The organism is Streptomyces sp. JLSY215, assembly GCF_059682825.1.
Genome location: NZ_CM185022.1, coordinates 924,072 through 940,044, shown reverse-complemented (window position 1 = coordinate 940,044; position 15,973 = coordinate 924,072). Strand labels below are relative to the sequence as shown.

Below are 15,973 nucleotides of genomic sequence, written 5' to 3'. Positions count from 1 at the left end.
TGTCCGACCCTGACCCATCGGACAGGCCCCAGCCAGGCGCAGCGTCACACGGGCGCCGCGGTCCCCGCCTTGGCGATGAGCATGTCCAACAGCGAGAGCAGGGCGCCGCGGACGTCGTCGCGGGAGCGGGCGTCGAGCATGAGGAGGGGCGTCTCGGGGTCCCGCAGATGCAGCGCCGCCCGGATCTCCTCGGCGGTGTACGGCTGCTCGCCGTGGAAGCAGTTCGCGCCGACCACGAACGGCAGCCCGCGGTTCTCGAAGAAGTCGACGGCCGGGAAGCTGCGGTCCAGGCGACGGGTGTCGACCAGCACGATCGCGCCGAGCGCCCCGTTCAGCAGGTCGTCCCACATGAACCAGAAGCGCTCCTGGCCCGGCGTGCCGAACAGGTAGAGGACGACCCCGGCGTCGGTGAGGGTGATCCGGCCGAAGTCCATCGCGACGGTGGTCATCGACTTGGATTCGATGCCGTCGAGGTCGTCGACGCCGACCCCAGCGGCCGTCAGCCGCTCCTCGGTACGCAGCGGTTCGATCTCGGAGACCGTTTCGACCAGTGTCGTCTTGCCGACGCCGAATCCCCCGGCGATGAGGATCTTGACGGGGGACGCTTCCGGGGCGGCGGAGTCATATGCGGGCAAGGCTGTCCCTGATTTTCATGAGCAGGTGGACGTTGGTGGTCTCGGCCGGGGCCAGGGGCGGTCGGTGGTCGATCAGCCCGCGGTCCGCGAGTTCGCCGAGCAGGACCGTCATCGGCGTGAGCCGCATGCCCATACGGGCGGCGATCTCGGCGACCGCTCCGCCGTCCGGCGCCGGGCACATGGCGAGGATCGTCTGCCACTCGGTGGGCAGTCCGCCCCGGGCATCCTCGGGGACCGCCGCCGTGATCGTGGTGTCCATGGTCAGGACGGTGTGCGGAGCGGCGGTACGGCCATCGGTCAGGGCGTACAGCCGCGTCCGGCGGCGGCCTCCGTGCTGCGGATCGTCCGCCATTACGACGTGGGCGTCTGGGTGCGTTCGGGCGTGCCCAGCCATTCACCGAGCGCCTGCGCGGTGCGCACCGCCTCACCGCCCAGCTCCCCGAGGCGTGCCTTGCGGGAGGTCACCACGATGAGGGTGCTGCCCTCCCCGCAGCCGACGATGCACAGATAGCGGTCGTCCATCTCGACCAGCTGGCGGATCACCCGGCCGCCGTCGACCTCCCTGGATATCGCCTTCATCGTCGCCGCGATGCCGGAGGACGCCGCGGCGATGCGCTCCGCCTGCGGCTGGTCCAGCAGGTAGGCGCTGAGCTTGATGCCGTCGTTGGAGAGCAGCACGGCTCCCTGGATGCCGGCGATCCTGGTGAGGTTGTTGTCCAGGATGCTGTAGATCGTGTCGTTCGCTGTCGTCGTCATGGCTGGTCCTGTCGGAGCTCTGCTTCCACTTTCTGGGTCCCGTCCTCGTAGTCCGCCCAGGCGTCGGCCACCTCTTCGGGCGTCGCCGTGTCCTGGCTGACGGCTGCTTGCGGTGCGCTCGGCTCGCGCAGTTGCTCGGCGATATGCGTCTGCGGGACGCGCTCGGGCAGGGCCGGCCGGGCGTCACCGTCCCGCGCACCCACGGGCCGGACCGGCAGCGCGCTCTCCTGCGGCCGCTCCGGCGTCCGGCGGGTGGGCAGTCCGGACCCCACATGCAGCACCAGCTCGGGCTTGCGTTCCTCGGGGCGGCGCGCAGCGGGGGCGGGGCGCGCGGGGGCGGGCGCTGCGGCGGCGGACGGTGCGGGGGTGGCCGGCGCCGACGCGCGCGCCGGTTCCCGCTCGGTCGGCACGAGCAGCTCCTGGGGAACGATGACCACGGCCGACGTCCCGCCGTACACCGAGCGGCGCAGCGTGACCGTGATCCCGAGCTGGTCGGCGAGATGACCGACCACGAAGAGACCCAGCCGGTGCGCGTTCTCCGCCAGGACGGCGTACGGCGGGGCCGAGTGCAGCCGCCCGTTCATCTCCTCGTAGCGCTCGGGCGCCACCCGAGGACCGCGGTCCTCGATCTCGACCGACAGTCCGTCGGCCACCGACTCGGCCCGGATGACGACCTTCGACCGCGGCGGGGAGAACCGGGTGGCGTTGTCCAGCAGTTCCGCCAGCAGATGGCTGATCTGGCTGATCACCTGCGGCTCCACGCTGACCTCGTCCAGCGCCTGCCGCTCGATCCGCCGGAAGTCCTCGACCTCCGCCGCGGCCTCGCGCAGCAGGTCGGCGAGGCGCATGGGCTCGGTGTGCGGGTCGGGAATCTCGCCGCCCGCCAGGATGAGCAGGTTCTCGATCTGCCGCCGCATGCCCACCGTCAGCTGGTCGGAGCGCATCAGCTGGGCCAGCAGCGCCTCGTCGTGTCCGAAGGTGTCCTGAAGGTCTTCGGTCAGGCTCAGCTGACGGCTGACCAGGTTTCCGGTGCGCGAGGCGATGCCCGCGGCGAACATCCCGAAGCCGTGGCGCTCGTCCGCCAGCTGCCGGTGCCCGTCGACGGACACGGCGACGACCCGGGCGAACGCATCGCTGATCCGACCGACCTCGTCCCGCTCCCCGCTGCTCCTGGGCAGCGCCTCGGCGTCGACGGCCTGTCCACGCTGGAGCCGGGCGACGACATCCGGCAGGGTCTCCTCGGCCATGGTGACGGTGCGTTCGTGCAGATCGTGCAGGCGCCGGAGCGCCGAGCGGGTGAGGACGACGACGAAGGCCGCGACGGCCAGCAGTGCCGCGCCGCTGCCCACGATCAGCCAGGTGACCTTCGTCTCGAGGTCGGACGCCTTGGCGTTGGCGTTCGTGATCACCTCTTGTGACCGCTGGACGTTGAGCGTGTCCAGCTGGACCGCGAGCTTCTCGTGCGCGGGCCGCCAGCCGTCGACCTCGCGCGGCAGCCGCACGCCGGAGGCGATGTCCCGGTGGCCGGAGACCACCGCGTTCTCGATACGGGTCTTGCTCGCCCATGCCTGCGAGCCGACGATCCGCCGGTACAGCGCGCCGTCCTCGGCCGGCAGATACGGCGCGATCCACGTCTCGTACAGGTACCGGTGGGCGCCGACGGCGTTGGCGAATGCGGCGAACCCGGGGGCGGTCAGCTTTCTCGACGGGCCGGCCAGCGCGAGCGCGGTGTCCTCGCGCGCCAGCATCTCCGTCGCCGAGAACATCGCGACGACCGGCCGGCTCTCCTGAGTGAGCTCGGCGTCCTCGATGTGGTTGAACTCCTCCTGGTAGAGGTCGATCATCCGGGCGATCGAGCCCGTGTAGTAGCCGATCGTGGTGTCGGCGCCGCCGCTCCGGGCGTCCGCCCGCTCGCGGTAGGCGTCCAGGTCGTCGAGACCGTCCGTCAGCTCCCGCAGGAGACGGCCCTCGGCCCCGGGTTCCGACGGCGCGGAGGCGACCGCCCGGCGGAACTCCGCCGCCGCCCGGTCCGTGGCCGCACGCCGGTCGCGCAGATCGATGACGGACACGGGAGACCCCGCCCACCGCGCGGCCGTCAGGGACCGTTCGGCCTGCATCGCGGTCATGAGGGTGTGCACGGATCCGCCGACCCGCTCGCCGTCCGCCACATCGGCGCGCAGATGCCGCGACTGCTGCAGCAAGCGGTCGACGGTCACGGCGACTTGGGTACCCATGGCCACGGTGGGGACGATTGCCAGCCAAATGAGCAGGGTGCGAAGGCGCACGGTGCGCCGCCGACGTATGCCCGGCGACTTCTGCGGGCCTTCGGGTGCTAGGGGAGACATCAATCCTCGAGGGCGGGAGAACGGGAGTGCAACCGGCGGTCGGACGCAGGGTGAGCCGGGGGAGGGGGACGGATGGACGCCGGTCCGGCTGCGGTGGGACGGGAGGGATGCAGATCATAACCAGCCACGCCGCGAAAAGGAGAGGTTGTCTCGGCGATGGGCGAATGGTAGGTGCGTCACAAGGCGTTGGGGAGCGGAGACCGGACCGGCGTTCCCCGCCGAGCCGGCCGGACGCCGATCCGCCGAAGCGGCCGGACACCGGCCCCTCGGACACGGCCCTAACGCCGCGGCGTCCGCCCCGTCCTGGTCCAGGTGGTCAGCTGCCGCTCCGTCCAGGTGGTGATGACCCGCTCCGCCGGCACCCCGCACTCCTCCGCGCGGGCGCACCCATATATCTGCCAGTCCAGCTGCCCCGGCGCATGCGCATCGCTGTCGATGGCGAACAGCGTCCCGGCGTCCAGCGCCTGACGGAGCAGCCGGCGCGGGGGATCGAAACGGTCGGGGCGGCAGTTGATCTCCACGGCCGTACGGTGTGCCGCGCAGGCCGCGAACACCTCGCCGGCGTCGAACTGCGACTCCGGCCGCAGCTTGCCGGTGATCTGCCGGCCGGTGCAGTGACCCAGCACGTCGACCAGCGGGTTGGTGACCGCGGCCAGGAGCCGACGGGTCATCGGTCCGGACTCCATCCGTAGTTTGGAGTGGACCGAGGCGACCACCACATCGAGTTCCGCCAGCAGCTCCGGCTCCTGGTCCAGCTCGCCGTTGTCGAGGATGTCGCACTCGATGCCGGTCAGCAGCCGGAACGGCGCCAGCCGTGCGTTCACCTCCGTCACCAGCGACAGCTGCGCGCGGAGCCGGTCCGGGCTCAGCCCGCGGGCGACGGTGAGCCGGGGGGAGTGGTCGGTCAGCACACACCACGTGTGCCCGAGGTCGCGGGCGGCGGTGGCCATCGCCTCGACGGGGCTGCCACCGTCGGACCAGTCCGAGTGCAGATGGCAGTCGCCGCGCAGCGCCCGCCGCAGCCGCTGCCCCTGCTCCCCCTCGACCAGCGGCCCGCCCGCTTCCTCCTCCATGCGCGCCAGATATGCGGGCACCTCGTCCGACAGTGCCTCCTCGACCACCTGGGCCGTCTTGGGCCCCAGCCCCTTGAGCCGGGCCAGCGAACCGTTCGCCGCGCGCTTGCGGACCTCGTCGGGGGAGAGTCCGCCGATCACCTCCGACGCCGTGCGGAACGCCCGTACGCGGTAGGTCACCGCCCCTTGCCGCTCCAGCAGGAAGGCGATCCGCTCCAGCGCCTCGACCGGCTCCACCTGCGGCTCCTTCCCGGCGTGCCGCGCAGTCCCCTTCCACGGTGCCGCACCGGGGGACCGGCTGCCACCGGCGGGATGTGAAGGGGCGGGCGGGGACACGCCTTCGGTCGTTATACGGCGCCATTGGCCGGTATGTCGCGGGGCCTCACACGGGGGGGCATCACGCACCGAAGCGGGGCGCCGACCGGAAATCGCCTAAATCGCCCGCATCCCGCGTAGCGTCATTATGTGGCTATGTCCGATCTCCGGATGGGCGATCCCTTTCTGTTCGTGATGGCCCGTCAATTCCGGCGCGCATTACCGGCAATATCGCCCGGAAATGCGGGGTGGTGCATGTTCCGGCAATGCCCGCGCAACATCTCTCGATAGATGCCGAAGGCAACCTTGGCAGGTCTTTGGCGGGGCCGTGGCCGGATGTAGCGAAAAGCTCGGGCCTTCAGAAAATCTGCACATCGAATGTGTAGGCGACACACGCCGTCTCGTCGGCCATCCACGTCCTGACCTGCGGCTCAGCGCTTTGCGACGGGAATGTCCAGTTCGGGGTAAAGGGCGCGCCAAATCGCCAAGATCCAAGCGGTAGAACATGTGAAGAAGCTGCCACCAAGTCATGAACATGTGTCCACGTCAGGTAATTCGATGGAGGCTTGGAGTCCGGATCCGCGCTCGTCGGATTAGCAGACCAACGCGCCTGCATGCTTTGATCCTTCGCACCGCGGAAGTCGCACATGGGTTCTCGGTTTCGAGACCCGGCAACCGCTGCCGCGGCCGTACTGCCCTGCCGGACGGCTCGGCCGCAGCTATTAGTTACATGCATCCGAAAGGAATCATCATGCGCGAGATTCAGACCCAGGAAATCGCTGACAGCGAGCTGGACAACGTGGCCGGTGGCCTCGTCGGTGGCCTGGTCGGCACCGTTACCAACACCGCCGACTCCGTCGCCCCGGTTTCGGGCCTGGTGAACACCGCCACCGGTCTGGTCGAGCAGACCGCCGGTGTCAACACCGCGGGCGTGACGGGCCTCGTCGCCGGTCTCTGAGACCAACGGCAGGTCGGCGTCCCCTCCTTGCCGACATGCCGCACCGGGCGCCCCGGAACCACCAGGCTTTCGCCGGGTTCCGGGGCACCCGGCTGCCGCCACCCGGAGGCACCCCCGTACGCTCGGCCCCACGCAGCGCCGGCCGGACCGAGCTGCCTTGGCTGCCTTGTCCGAGGCGGGCCAGACAGATCCATCGCAGCTGAGGGAAGAGTGTCGTGCAGTTTCGCCAACAGGCCCTTTCCAAGCTGCAGTCGCCGGAGGAAATCGATCTCCCGGTGCGCTTCGCCCGGCCCCAGGGCTGGCTCGTACTGATCATCACGGTCGTCGTACTGATCGGCGCCGCCATGTGGGCCGTGACCGGCTCCGTCTCCTCCACCATCAACGCACCGGGCATCCTCACCCACGGCCAGGGCAGCTACATCCTGCAGAGCCCCGTCGCGGGCCAGGTGACCGCCGTGCTCGCCGAAGAGGGCAAGCAGGTCGCCGCCAATTCCCCCGTGCTCAAGGTCCGTACCGCACGCGGCACCGTCGTCGTCCGCGCGATCGCCGCGGGCCGGCTGACCACCATGGTCGCCACCATCGGCTCCGTCGTCACCACCGGCGCGGACATCGCCTCCGTGGAACGCGTCGCGCGCCCCGACGACCCCCTGACCGCGACGCTCTACGTCCCCGCCGCCAACGCCGCGACGGTCCCCGTGGGCGCCTCGGTCGATCTCACCGTCCAGTCCGTGCCGGCCCAGCAGTACGGCGTACTGCGCGGCCGGGTGCAGGCGGTCGGCCGGGCCGCCCAGACCCGCCAGCGGATCGGCGCCTACCTGGGCAGCAGTCAGCTCGGCGAGCAGTTCTCGCAGCACGGCCCGCCCGTCGCCGTCCTGGTGAAGCTGGACCGCGCGCCCCGCACCAGATCCGGCTACGCCTGGTCCACCTCCGACGGACCGCCCTTCGCGGTCGACTCGATGACGATGGCCGACGGCGCCGTCCACCTTGCCGAGCAGCACCCGATCGATTGGCTGCTGCCGTGACCGCACCGAACGACGCCGCCCGGACCGGCGCCCCCCAGCAGCAGTTGCCGCCCCCGGGCCGCCGCCGGCACCGCCCGGAGCCCGCGCCCAGCGGCCGCCGGGCCCGCCGCGCCGCACCCCCGCAGAACCCGAAGGCCGGGAAGACCCGGTCGGTCCGCACCCCCACCGTCCTCCAGATGGAGGCCGTGGAATGCGGCGCCGCCTCGCTGGCCATGGTCCTCGCCCACTTCGGCAAGCACGTGCCGCTGGAGGAGCTGCGGATCGCCTGCGGCGTCTCCCGCGACGGCTCCCGGGCCAGCAACCTCCTCAAGGCCGCCCGCAGTTACGGCCTGACGGCCAAGGGCATGCAGATGGAACCGGCCGCGCTCGCCGAGGTCCAGGCGCCCGCCATCCTCTTCTGGGAGTTCAACCACTACGTCGTCTACGACGGCATGGGCCGCAAGCTCGGCCGCAAGGGCGTGCACATCAACGACCCCGACAAGGGCCGCCGCTTCGTGGCGATGGAGGACTTCGACACCAGCTTCACCGGTGTCGCGCTCGTCTTCGAGCCGTCCGAGTCGTTCGAGAAGGGCGGGCGCAAGCCGGGGATCCTGGGCGCCGTGCCCGCCCGCCTGCGCGGCACCAAGGGCACCCTGCTGGCCGCCCTGCTCGCCAGCCTGCTGCTGGTCGCGGTCGGCGCGGCGGTGCCCGCGCTGAGCCGCACGTACATCGACATGTTCCTGATCGGCAACCAGACCTCGCTGCTGGGGCCGCTCTTCGCCTCGATGACCGCGATGGTCGCGCTCACCGCCGTACTCACCGGCCTCCAACAGGCGAACCTGCTGCGCGGCCGCATCATCTCCTCCACCCTCAGCAGCGCCCGCTTCCTGCGCCATCTGCTCAGACTCCCGGTCACCTTCTTCGCCCAGCGCAGCCCCGCCGACCTCGTCCAGCGGCTCCAGTCCAACGACGCGGTCGCCGAAACCCTGGCCCGCGACCTCGCCGCGGCCGGGGTGGACGGCATCGTCGTCGTCCTCTACGCCCTCCTGCTGTGGACCTACGACCCGCAGCTGACCGTCATCGGCGTGGGCATCGCGCTGCTCAACGTCGTCGCGATGCGCATCGTGGTACGCCTGCGCGCCACCCACACCCAGAAACTGCGCGCGGACAGCGCCCGGCTGACCAACACCTCCTACACCGGCCTCCAGCTCATCGAGACGATGAAGGCCACCGGCGGCGAGAACGGCTACTTCCGCCGCTGGGCCGGCCAGCACGCGGCCACGCTGGAGGAACAGCAGCGGCTCGGCGTCCCCAGCGCCTGGCTGGCCGTCGTCGCACCCACCCTCGCCACGCTCAACAGCGCCCTGATCCTGTGGATCGGCGGACTGCGGGCCGTCGAGGGCCATATCTCCATCGGCCTGCTCGTCGCCTTCCAGGCGCTGGTGACCCGCTTCACCGCACCCATCACCCGGCTCAACGGCGTGGCCGGCCGGATCCAGGACTTCGCCGCCGACGTGGCCCGCCTCAAGGACGTCGAGAGCTTCCCCGCCGACAGCCTCTACGCCCGCCCCGGCGCGGACGGCGGCACCCGCCGCCTCAAGGGCCATGTGACGCTGGAGAACATCACCTTCGGCTACAGCCCGCTCGACAAACCGCTGCTCACCGGCTTCTCCCTCGCCGTCGGCCCCGGCCGCCAGGTGGCCCTCGTCGGCGGCTCCGGCAGCGGCAAGTCCACCGTCTCGCGGCTGATATCCGGCCTCTACACCCCCTGGGAAGGCACGATCCGCATCGACGGGCAGCGCCTGGAGGACATCTCCCGCAGCGCGCTGGCCGCCTCCGTCTCCTTCGTCGACCAGGACATCTTTCTCTTCGAAGGCACCGTGCGGGACAACGTGGCGCTCTGGGACCCCTCGATCCCGGACGACGCCGTCATCACCGCCCTGCGCGACGCCGCCCTCTACGACGACGTCATCGCCCGGCGCCCCGACGGCATCCACAGCCGCGTCGAGCAGGACGGCCGCAACTTCTCCGGCGGACAGCGGCAGCGCCTGGAGATCGCCCGCGCACTGGTCCGGCGGCCCAGCATCCTCGTCCTCGACGAGGTCACCAGCGCCCTGGACGCCCAGACCGAACAGACCATCATCGACAACCTGCGGCGGCGCGGCTGCGCCTGCGTGGTCATCGCCCACCGGCTGAGCACGGTCCGCGACAGCGACGAGATCGTGGTCCTCGACCACGGTGAGGTCGTCGAACGCGGCCGGCACGAGGACCTGGTCGCCGCCCAGGGCCCGTACGCCGAGCTGGTCAAGGAGCACTGACGTGTCATCCATGATTCCGCCCCCCGCCTCGTCCACGGCCGGGGAACCGGGCGAGATGGACGCGGTGACGCAGGCGATGGGAGGCCTCGGCACCCCCGTCGACTGCACCGGACTGCGCAGCGTCCCCCTCGAAGGCCCGCACGTCCTGTGGCTGGTCACCGGCGGCTGCCTCGATCTCTTCGCGGTCGACGCCGTCCAGGAGGGCCACTGGCACTTCCTCGGCCGGCTGGAGACCGGAACGCTGCTGCTCGGCCCCGTCGAGGGCCCGCAGCACACCCTCCTGGGCCGCCCGTCGCAGGACTGCGCGCTGCGCCGCATCCCGCTGCGCGAGCTGCCCCGCCCCGAATACGGCGGCGAGTACGGCCCGGAATACGGCTCCGAATACGGCGGCGAGTACGGGACGTACGGCAACGGGACGTACCAGAGCGGCTACGGCGACACCTACGCGGGCCAGGACGGCGGCCCCACCCCCCTGGAACACGCCTTCGCGCTCGGCACCGGCCGCAGCCTGGGCGTGCTGTTCGAGGCCCCGCTCGACGGCCGGCCCGGCGACGAGGCGGTGGCCGACGACGACATCCTGTGGATGCCGGTGCCGCCCGGCAGCGTGCAGTACGGCGCCACCTACGGCGCGGATGCCGCGGACGCCCTGCTGGTCGACCCCGCGATGTGGCAGCAGATGGTCAATCAGCAGTACCGGCTGCTGTCCGCCGTGGACCGCTGGATCGAGCAGCTGGAGCGGGCGCACGAGGACCGCACGGCGGCCGGCATCAAGGCGGGCGAGGCGGTCCGCGAACGCGCCGACCAGGCGCTGCTGGCCTCCATCGGCCGCCAGGACCGCGGCGGCCGCGGCACCCGCACGGACCGCGCCACCGACGACGCCACCTTCGCGGTCTGCCGAACGGTCGCCGAGGCCGCCGGGATCACGCTGACCGAGCCCCCGAAGGGCGGCGCCGTCAACGACCGCATCAGCCCCGTCGAGCGGATCGCCGTCAGCTCCCGCATCCGCACCCGCGCCGTCCGGCTCGGCAACAGCTGGTGGCGCACGGACACCGGCCCGCTGGTGGGCCATCGCGCCAAGTCCGGCGCCCCCGTCGCGCTGCTGTGGCGCCGCGGCCGCTACGAGGCGGTCAACCCGGCCTCCGGGCTGCGCATCCGCATCGGCAAGGACAACGCCGACGAGTTCGAGCCGCGTGCCGTCATGTTCTACCGCCCGCTGCCCGAACGGCCGATGACCATGTGGCGGCTGATGCGCTTCAGCCTGCTCGGCACCCGTATGGACGTCCGCAATCTCGCCATCAGCGGACTGGTGACGGTCGGCCTCGGCGCGCTGGTCCCGATCGCGACCGGCAAGGTCCTCGGCGTGTACGTCCCGGCCGCCGAGCGGGGCCTGATCGTCCAGGTCGCCCTCGCCGTCATCATCTCCGGCATCGTCACCGCCGCCTTCATGCTGCTGCAGAACCTCACCGTGCTGCGGATGGAGGGCCGGATCGAGAGCGCCCTCCAGCCCGCGGTGTGGGACCGGCTGCTGCGGCTGCCGACGAAGTTCTTCACCGAACGCTCCACCGGAGAGCTGGCCAGCGCGGCCATGGGCATCAGCGCCATCCGGCGGGTGCTGTCCGGCGTCGGCCCGGTGGCCGTCCAGTCCGTCACGGTCGGCGCGATGAACCTCGTCCTGCTGCTCCTCTACAGCGTGCCGCTGGCGCTGGCGGCGATCGGCATGCTCGTCGTCATCGGCGCGGTCTTCCTCGCCATGGGCCTGTGGGAGCTGCGCTGGCAGCGGCGGCTGATCACCCTCAGCAACAAGCTCAACAACCAGGCCTTCCAGACCCTGCGCGGACTGCCCAAGCTGCGCGTCGCCGCGGCCGAGAGCTTCGCGTACGCCGCCTGGGCCCGCGAGTTCGCCCGCTCGCGCGAACTCCAGCAGAAGGCCGGCCGGATCAAGAATCTGACCACCGTCCTCAACGCCGTCTATCTGCCGCTCTGCTCGCTCACCATGTTCCTTCTGCTGGCCGGGCCGGCCCGCGGCAGCATGTCGGCGGGGTCGTTCCTGACCTTCAACACGGCCATGACCATGCTGCTGACCTCGGTCACCCAGATCACCGGCGCCTTCGTCTCGGCGGCCGCCGCGCTGCCGATGTTCGAGCAGATCAAGCCGGTGCTGGACGAGGCGCCCGAGGTCCGCGGCGCCAGTGCGCAGCCCGGAACCCTCTCCGGCGGCATCGCGGCCAAGAAGCTCTCCTTCCGCTACACGGACGACGGCCCCCTGGTCCTCGACGACATCTCCCTCGAGGTCGCGCCCGGCGAGTTCGTGGCCGTCGTCGGCCCCAGTGGCTGCGGTAAGTCGACGCTGCTGCGGCTGCTCATCGGCTTCGACAAGCCGTCCTCCGGCAGCGTGCTCTACGACGGCCAGGACCTGGCCGCCCTCGACCAGGCGGCGGTGCGACGCCAGTGCGGCGTGGTGCTGCAGAACGCCCAGCCGCTCACCGGCTCCATCCTGGACTGCATCTGCGGCGCCGAGGCATTCACCCAGGAAGAGGCCTGGGAGGCGGCCGAGATGGCGGGCCTGGCCGAGGACATCAAGCGGATGCCGATGGGCCTGCACACCATGATCTCCGGCGGCGGCGCGATCTCCGGCGGCCAGCGCCAGCGCCTGATGATCGCCCAGGCGCTGATCCGCCGGCCGCGCATCCTCTTCTTCGACGAGGCCACCAGCGCCCTGGACAACGAGACCCAGCGCATCGTCATCGAAAGCACCCGCAAGCTCAGCGCCAGCCGCCTGGTGATCGCCCACCGCCTGTCCACCGTCATGGACGCCGACCGCGTCATCGTCATGGCGGACGGCCGCGTCGTCGAGCAGGGCGCCCCCGCCGAACTGCTCGCCAACACCGGGGGGCACCTGCACGAACTGGTACGCCGCCAGCTGACCTGACGCGACCTCGTCCCACGCCACCTCCCACGCAGCCTCCCGTGACCCGACCCGGACGGCCGGTCCCCGCATCCCCGCATCCCCGTAAAACACCGCATATCGTGCAGGGCAGCGGACGGAGGATGAGATGGCCACAGCGCGGGACCTGTTCGGCGGGATGCCGCCCGACCGGCGCCGGAAGCTGACCGAGATCGCCCGTGAGGTGTCGCTGCCCCGCGCCACCCGCCTCTTCGAGGAGGGCCACCGGGCGGACCGGTTCTGGATCATCCGCAGCGGCAAGGTCGCGCTCGACCAGCGCGTTCCCGGCCGCCAGGCGGCGGTCGTGGAGACCCTCGGCCGCGATGAACTGCTCGGCTGGTCCTGGCTCTTCCCGCCGTACCTCTGGCACCTGGGCGCGGAGACCACCGGCCCGGTGGAGGCGGTGGAGTTCGACGCCACGGTCGTCCGCGACCTGTGCGACTCCGACCCGGTCGTCGGCCGGGCGATGTACCGCTATGTCGCCGAAACGCTCGCCGACCGGCTGCACGGCACCCGCACCCGGCTGCTCGACCTCTACGGCCCGCACGGCAGCGGCCTGGAACCCTGAGCTCCGGACGGCCGGCGCCGGGAACCGTAACCGTCACCCCGCCGACTACCTGTGCCGGGCCGCGACTGCGGCCCGTCGGAGAGTGAGTCGTAGGGAGAGGCCCATGCGTCCTTGGCGGATGTGCGGATTGGCGGTGGTCGTCGCGCTGGCCGCGACCGCGTGCGGCGGCGGCAGCGGCGGTACGGGGACCGACAAGGGCGCCGCGGGGCGCGCGGCCGACGGATTCCCGGTGAAGGTGGCCGACTGCCAGGGCGCCCGCACCACGTTCGACGCCCCGCCCCGCAAGATCGTGACGAGCAATGCGGCAAGCCTGGAGATGCTGCTGCGGCTGGGTGTCGGCGACCGGATCATCGGCACCGGATTCCCGCCCGGCAAGGGCACCGTGCCCGGCAAGCTCGGCGCGCAGGCGGAGAAGGTCCCGGTGCTGGGGAAGTCCGTCATCGCCAAGGAGAAGCTGCTCGGGTCGGGGGCCGATCTCTACGTCGACACCTTCTCCTCGATGGGGAACATGGGCGGCGCGGGCAATGCGCCGACACCGGAGGAGTTCACCGCGGCGGGAATCAAGCACGTCTATCTCGCCTCCACCGCATGCGCGTCCATGGCCAAGAAGCCGCAGCACGACCTGTCCGGGGTGGAAGGCGACATCATCCGGCTCGGCGCGGTGACCGGGACGGCGCAGCGGGCGCGGGCCATCGTGGCCGGGATGCGGGCGAAGGTCGCCGCGGTGCACAAGGCCATCGGTGACGTACCGGAGGGCAAACGCCCCGGATATTTCTTCTTCGACTTCGACGCGGGCACCAGGCAGCCGATGGCGGTGTGCGGCAAACAGGTCGCCAACGCCGTGATCAGCCAGGCCGGGGCGCGCAATGTCTTCGCCGGGTGTGACGGCGACTTCAAGCCCGTCTCGTGGGAGGACGTGGTCGCCAAGGACCCGGACTGGATCCAGCTCGGGGTACGCAACCGCGGCGATGCGGCGGCCACGGCGAAGGCGTACGACCAGGCCGAGGCGTTCCTGAAGAGCTTCCCGGCCACCAAGGGGCTGCGCGCGGTCCGGGAGGGGAAGTTCCTGCGGATCGGGTCGGAGCACACCACCATCGCCGGCGTCGGCAACGCGGAAGCGGTGGAGCGGATCGCGCGCACGATCCACCCGGACGACTTCCCGGCGGGCCGGTAGTGGCGGCGGCGGTCACCGACCGGGCGCGGCGGACGGTGCGCCCGGTGCCGCTCGCCGTGGGGACGGGCCTGGCGCTGGCGGTGGCGCTGACCGCCGCCGTGGCGCTCGGCTCCACGGACATCGCCCCCGGCGAGGTGTGGTCCGTGGTGTTCCGGCGGCTGGGCGGCGCGGCCCTGCGGCCCGGCACCAGCGACCTGATCGTCTGGCAACTCCGTGTCCCCAGGGCGCTGTTGGCCGCGCTGGTCGGCGCCGGACTGGGGCTGGTGGGTGCGGCGACCCAGGCGCTGGTCCGCAATCCGCTGGCGGACCCGTACCTGCTGGGCATCTCCAACGGCGCCTCCCTCGGCGCGGTCGCCGCGATCGTGCTGGGCGCGGGCACCGGCGGCCTGCTGGGCCTCGGGCTGTCCGGGGCCGCCTTCGCGGGTGCGCTCGGCTCGTTCGCGCTGGTGTGGTCCATGGCCCGGCGCGGCGGGGGCTTCTCGCCGCTGCGACTGGTGCTGGCGGGAGTGGGGATCGGGCAGTTCCTGTCCGGGTTCACCAGCTATCTGGTGCTCCAGGCCGGTGACGAGCAGCAGACCCGCAGCGTGCTGTTCTGGCTGATGGGGAGCCTGAGCGGGGCGACCTGGAGCGTGCTGTGGCTGCCGGCGCTCGCCGTCGCCGCCGGACTGCTCGTCCTCCAGGCCCGCGCCCGCGCCATGAACGCCCTGCTCATGGGCGACGAAACCGCGGCCGGCGTGGGCGTGGACGTCACCCGGCTGCGGCGCGAGCTGTTCGTGGTGACCAGCCTGCTCACCGGCGTCCTGGTGTCCGTCTCCGGGGCCATCGCCTTCGTGGGCCTGATGGTGCCCCACCTCTGCCGTCTGCTCATCGGCGGCGATCACCGTCGTCTGCTGCCGCTCTCCGCGCTCACCGGGGCGCTGCTGCTGGTCGTCGTCGACGTGGTGTGCCGTACGGCGATGGACACCCAGGAGCTGCCGGTGGGAGTGGTGACGGCGATGATCGGGGCGCCCGCCCTGCTGTTCATTCTGGACCGGCGGATGGAGGCGGGCCGATGAAGGTCGAGATCGAGGATCTGCACGTCGGCTATGCGGGCCGGGACGTGATCGCGGGGGTGCGCCTCGTGGCGGCCGAGGGCGAGATCGCCGGGCTGGTCGGCCCCAACGGCAGCGGAAAATCCACCGTGCTGCGCACCGTCTACCGCCATCTGCGGCCCACCGCCGGGCGGGTGCTCCTGGCCGGGGACGATATCCGCGCGCTGCGCCCGGGACAGGCCGCCCGGCAGGTCGCCGCGCTCCCGCAGGAACGCGGCGGCGACTTCGAGCTGACCGTACGCGAGGTGGTGGTGATGGGGCGCACGCCCTACAAGCGGGCCTTCGCCGGGGACGACGACGGCGACCGGGAGATCGTGGCCCGGTCGCTGGCCGCCGTCGGCATGACCGGGCACGCGGCGCACCGGTTCTCCGCGCTGTCGGGCGGCGAGCGCCAACGCGTCCTGCTGGCACGGGCCTTCGCACAGGAACCGCAGGTGCTGGTGCTGGACGAGCCGACCAACCACCTCGATGTCCGGCACCAGGTGGAGCTGCTCGCCCTGCTGCGCGCGCAGCGCCGCACCACGCTGATCTCCCTGCACGACCTGAACGCCGCGGCGTCCCTGTGCGACCGGCTGCATGTGCTGCACCAAGGGCAGGTGGTGGCCTCCGGTACGCCCCGCGAGGTGCTCACCCCCGAGCTGCTGGCCGAGGTCTTCGGGGTGCGCGCCGCGGTCACCGAACACCCGCTCACCGGCGACCCGTTGATCGCCTTCGACCACCGCAGGACGGCGCACACCCAGGACGCGGGCCATCACCGCGCCCTCCGCTGAGGCGTGCGGCCGACGCCCGATTCGG

The 15,973-nt window shown here is 71.6% G+C and carries 13 protein-coding genes; 8 read left to right on the top strand and 5 right to left on the bottom strand.

Annotation, left to right across the window (positions count from 1 at the left end; all coding sequences use genetic code 11):
• Nucleotides 1–44 precede the first annotated feature (44 nt).
• The 5 genes from AC5677_RS04075 to AC5677_RS04055 form a co-directional block, all read right to left on the bottom strand.
• Nucleotides 45–635, bottom strand: coding sequence for a GTP-binding protein (locus AC5677_RS04075; protein WP_497193627.1), 591 nt, complete (start codon nucleotides 633–635; stop codon nucleotides 45–47).
• Nucleotides 622–987 (bottom strand): DUF742 domain-containing protein, encoded by a 366-nt coding sequence (locus AC5677_RS04070; RefSeq protein WP_497193626.1) that lies wholly within the window; start codon nucleotides 985–987, stop codon nucleotides 622–624. Before AC5677_RS04070 ends, AC5677_RS04075 begins: the two co-directional genes overlap by 14 nt.
• Nucleotides 987–1,391: a roadblock/LC7 domain-containing protein gene (locus tag AC5677_RS04065; RefSeq protein ID WP_497193625.1), complete on the bottom strand. Its 405-nt coding sequence runs from the start codon at nucleotides 1,389–1,391 to the stop codon at nucleotides 987–989. The genes AC5677_RS04070 and AC5677_RS04065 overlap by 1 nt, the downstream gene beginning before the upstream one ends.
• Complete coding sequence (locus tag AC5677_RS04060; RefSeq protein ID WP_497193624.1) at nucleotides 1,388–3,607, bottom strand: sensor histidine kinase; 2,220 nt, start codon at nucleotides 3,605–3,607, stop codon at nucleotides 1,388–1,390. Before AC5677_RS04060 ends, AC5677_RS04065 begins: the two co-directional genes overlap by 4 nt.
• Before the next feature lie 407 nt (nucleotides 3,608–4,014).
• On the bottom strand, nucleotides 4,015–5,046 hold the full coding sequence (locus AC5677_RS04055) for a PHP domain-containing protein (RefSeq protein ID WP_497193623.1): 1,032 nt from the start codon (nucleotides 5,044–5,046) through the stop codon (nucleotides 4,015–4,017).
• 829 nt (nucleotides 5,047–5,875) lie between these two features.
• Here AC5677_RS04055 and AC5677_RS04050 point away from each other — a divergent pair.
• The 8 genes from AC5677_RS04050 to AC5677_RS04015 all read left to right on the top strand — a co-directional run bounded on the left by AC5677_RS04050 (nucleotide 5,876) and on the right by AC5677_RS04015 (nucleotide 15,948).
• Nucleotides 5,876–6,082: a type A2 lanthipeptide gene (locus AC5677_RS04050; protein ID WP_403507566.1), complete on the top strand. Its 207-nt coding sequence runs from the start codon at nucleotides 5,876–5,878 to the stop codon at nucleotides 6,080–6,082.
• Between the two features lie 215 nt (nucleotides 6,083–6,297).
• Nucleotides 6,298–7,104, top strand: coding sequence for a hypothetical protein (locus AC5677_RS04045; RefSeq protein ID WP_497193622.1), 807 nt, complete (start codon nucleotides 6,298–6,300; stop codon nucleotides 7,102–7,104).
• A complete protein-coding gene (locus AC5677_RS04040; protein ID WP_497193621.1) occupies nucleotides 7,101–9,401 on the top strand; it encodes an NHLP family bacteriocin export ABC transporter peptidase/permease/ATPase subunit in 2,301 nt (766 codons plus the stop codon). Before AC5677_RS04045 ends, AC5677_RS04040 begins: the two co-directional genes overlap by 4 nt.
• Before the next feature lie 10 nt (nucleotides 9,402–9,411).
• On the top strand, nucleotides 9,412–12,330 hold the full coding sequence (locus AC5677_RS04035) for an NHLP bacteriocin export ABC transporter permease/ATPase subunit (RefSeq protein ID WP_497196503.1): 2,919 nt from the start codon (nucleotides 9,412–9,414) through the stop codon (nucleotides 12,328–12,330).
• Between the two features lie 124 nt (nucleotides 12,331–12,454).
• A complete protein-coding gene (locus AC5677_RS04030; RefSeq protein WP_497193620.1) occupies nucleotides 12,455–12,913 on the top strand; it encodes a cyclic nucleotide-binding domain-containing protein in 459 nt (152 codons plus the stop codon).
• Between the two features lie 103 nt (nucleotides 12,914–13,016).
• Nucleotides 13,017–14,087 (top strand): ABC transporter substrate-binding protein, encoded by a 1,071-nt coding sequence (locus AC5677_RS04025; protein WP_497193619.1) that lies wholly within the window; start codon nucleotides 13,017–13,019, stop codon nucleotides 14,085–14,087.
• A gap of 35 nt (nucleotides 14,088–14,122) precedes the next feature.
• The gene (locus AC5677_RS04020; protein WP_497196502.1) at nucleotides 14,123–15,142 is read left to right on the top strand and encodes a FecCD family ABC transporter permease; all 1,020 of its coding nucleotides are present in this window, start codon (nucleotides 14,123–14,125) and stop codon (nucleotides 15,140–15,142) included.
• Nucleotides 15,139–15,948 carry an ABC transporter ATP-binding protein gene (locus AC5677_RS04015; protein WP_497193618.1) on the top strand — a complete coding sequence of 270 codons (810 nt, stop codon included), beginning with the start codon at nucleotides 15,139–15,141 and terminating at the stop codon, nucleotides 15,946–15,948. Before AC5677_RS04020 ends, AC5677_RS04015 begins: the two co-directional genes overlap by 4 nt.
• Nucleotides 15,949–15,973 lie beyond the last annotated feature (25 nt).

Coding starts and splice junctions, on each gene's coding strand:
- AC5677_RS04030 (WP_497193620.1), top strand. CDS start 12,455: ATGGCCACAGCGCGGGACCTGTTCGGCGGGATGCCGCCCGACCGGCGC.
- AC5677_RS04050 (WP_403507566.1), top strand. CDS start 5,876: ATGCGCGAGATTCAGACCCAGGAAATCGCTGACAGCGAGCTGGACAAC.
- AC5677_RS04025 (WP_497193619.1), top strand. CDS start 13,017: ATGCGTCCTTGGCGGATGTGCGGATTGGCGGTGGTCGTCGCGCTGGCC.
- AC5677_RS04070 (WP_497193626.1), bottom strand. CDS start 987: ATGGCGGACGATCCGCAGCACGGAGGCCGCCGCCGGACGCGGCTGTAC.
- AC5677_RS04015 (WP_497193618.1), top strand. CDS start 15,139: ATGAAGGTCGAGATCGAGGATCTGCACGTCGGCTATGCGGGCCGGGAC.
- AC5677_RS04065 (WP_497193625.1), bottom strand. CDS start 1,391: ATGACGACGACAGCGAACGACACGATCTACAGCATCCTGGACAACAAC.
- AC5677_RS04035 (WP_497196503.1), top strand. CDS start 9,412: ATGATTCCGCCCCCCGCCTCGTCCACGGCCGGGGAACCGGGCGAGATG.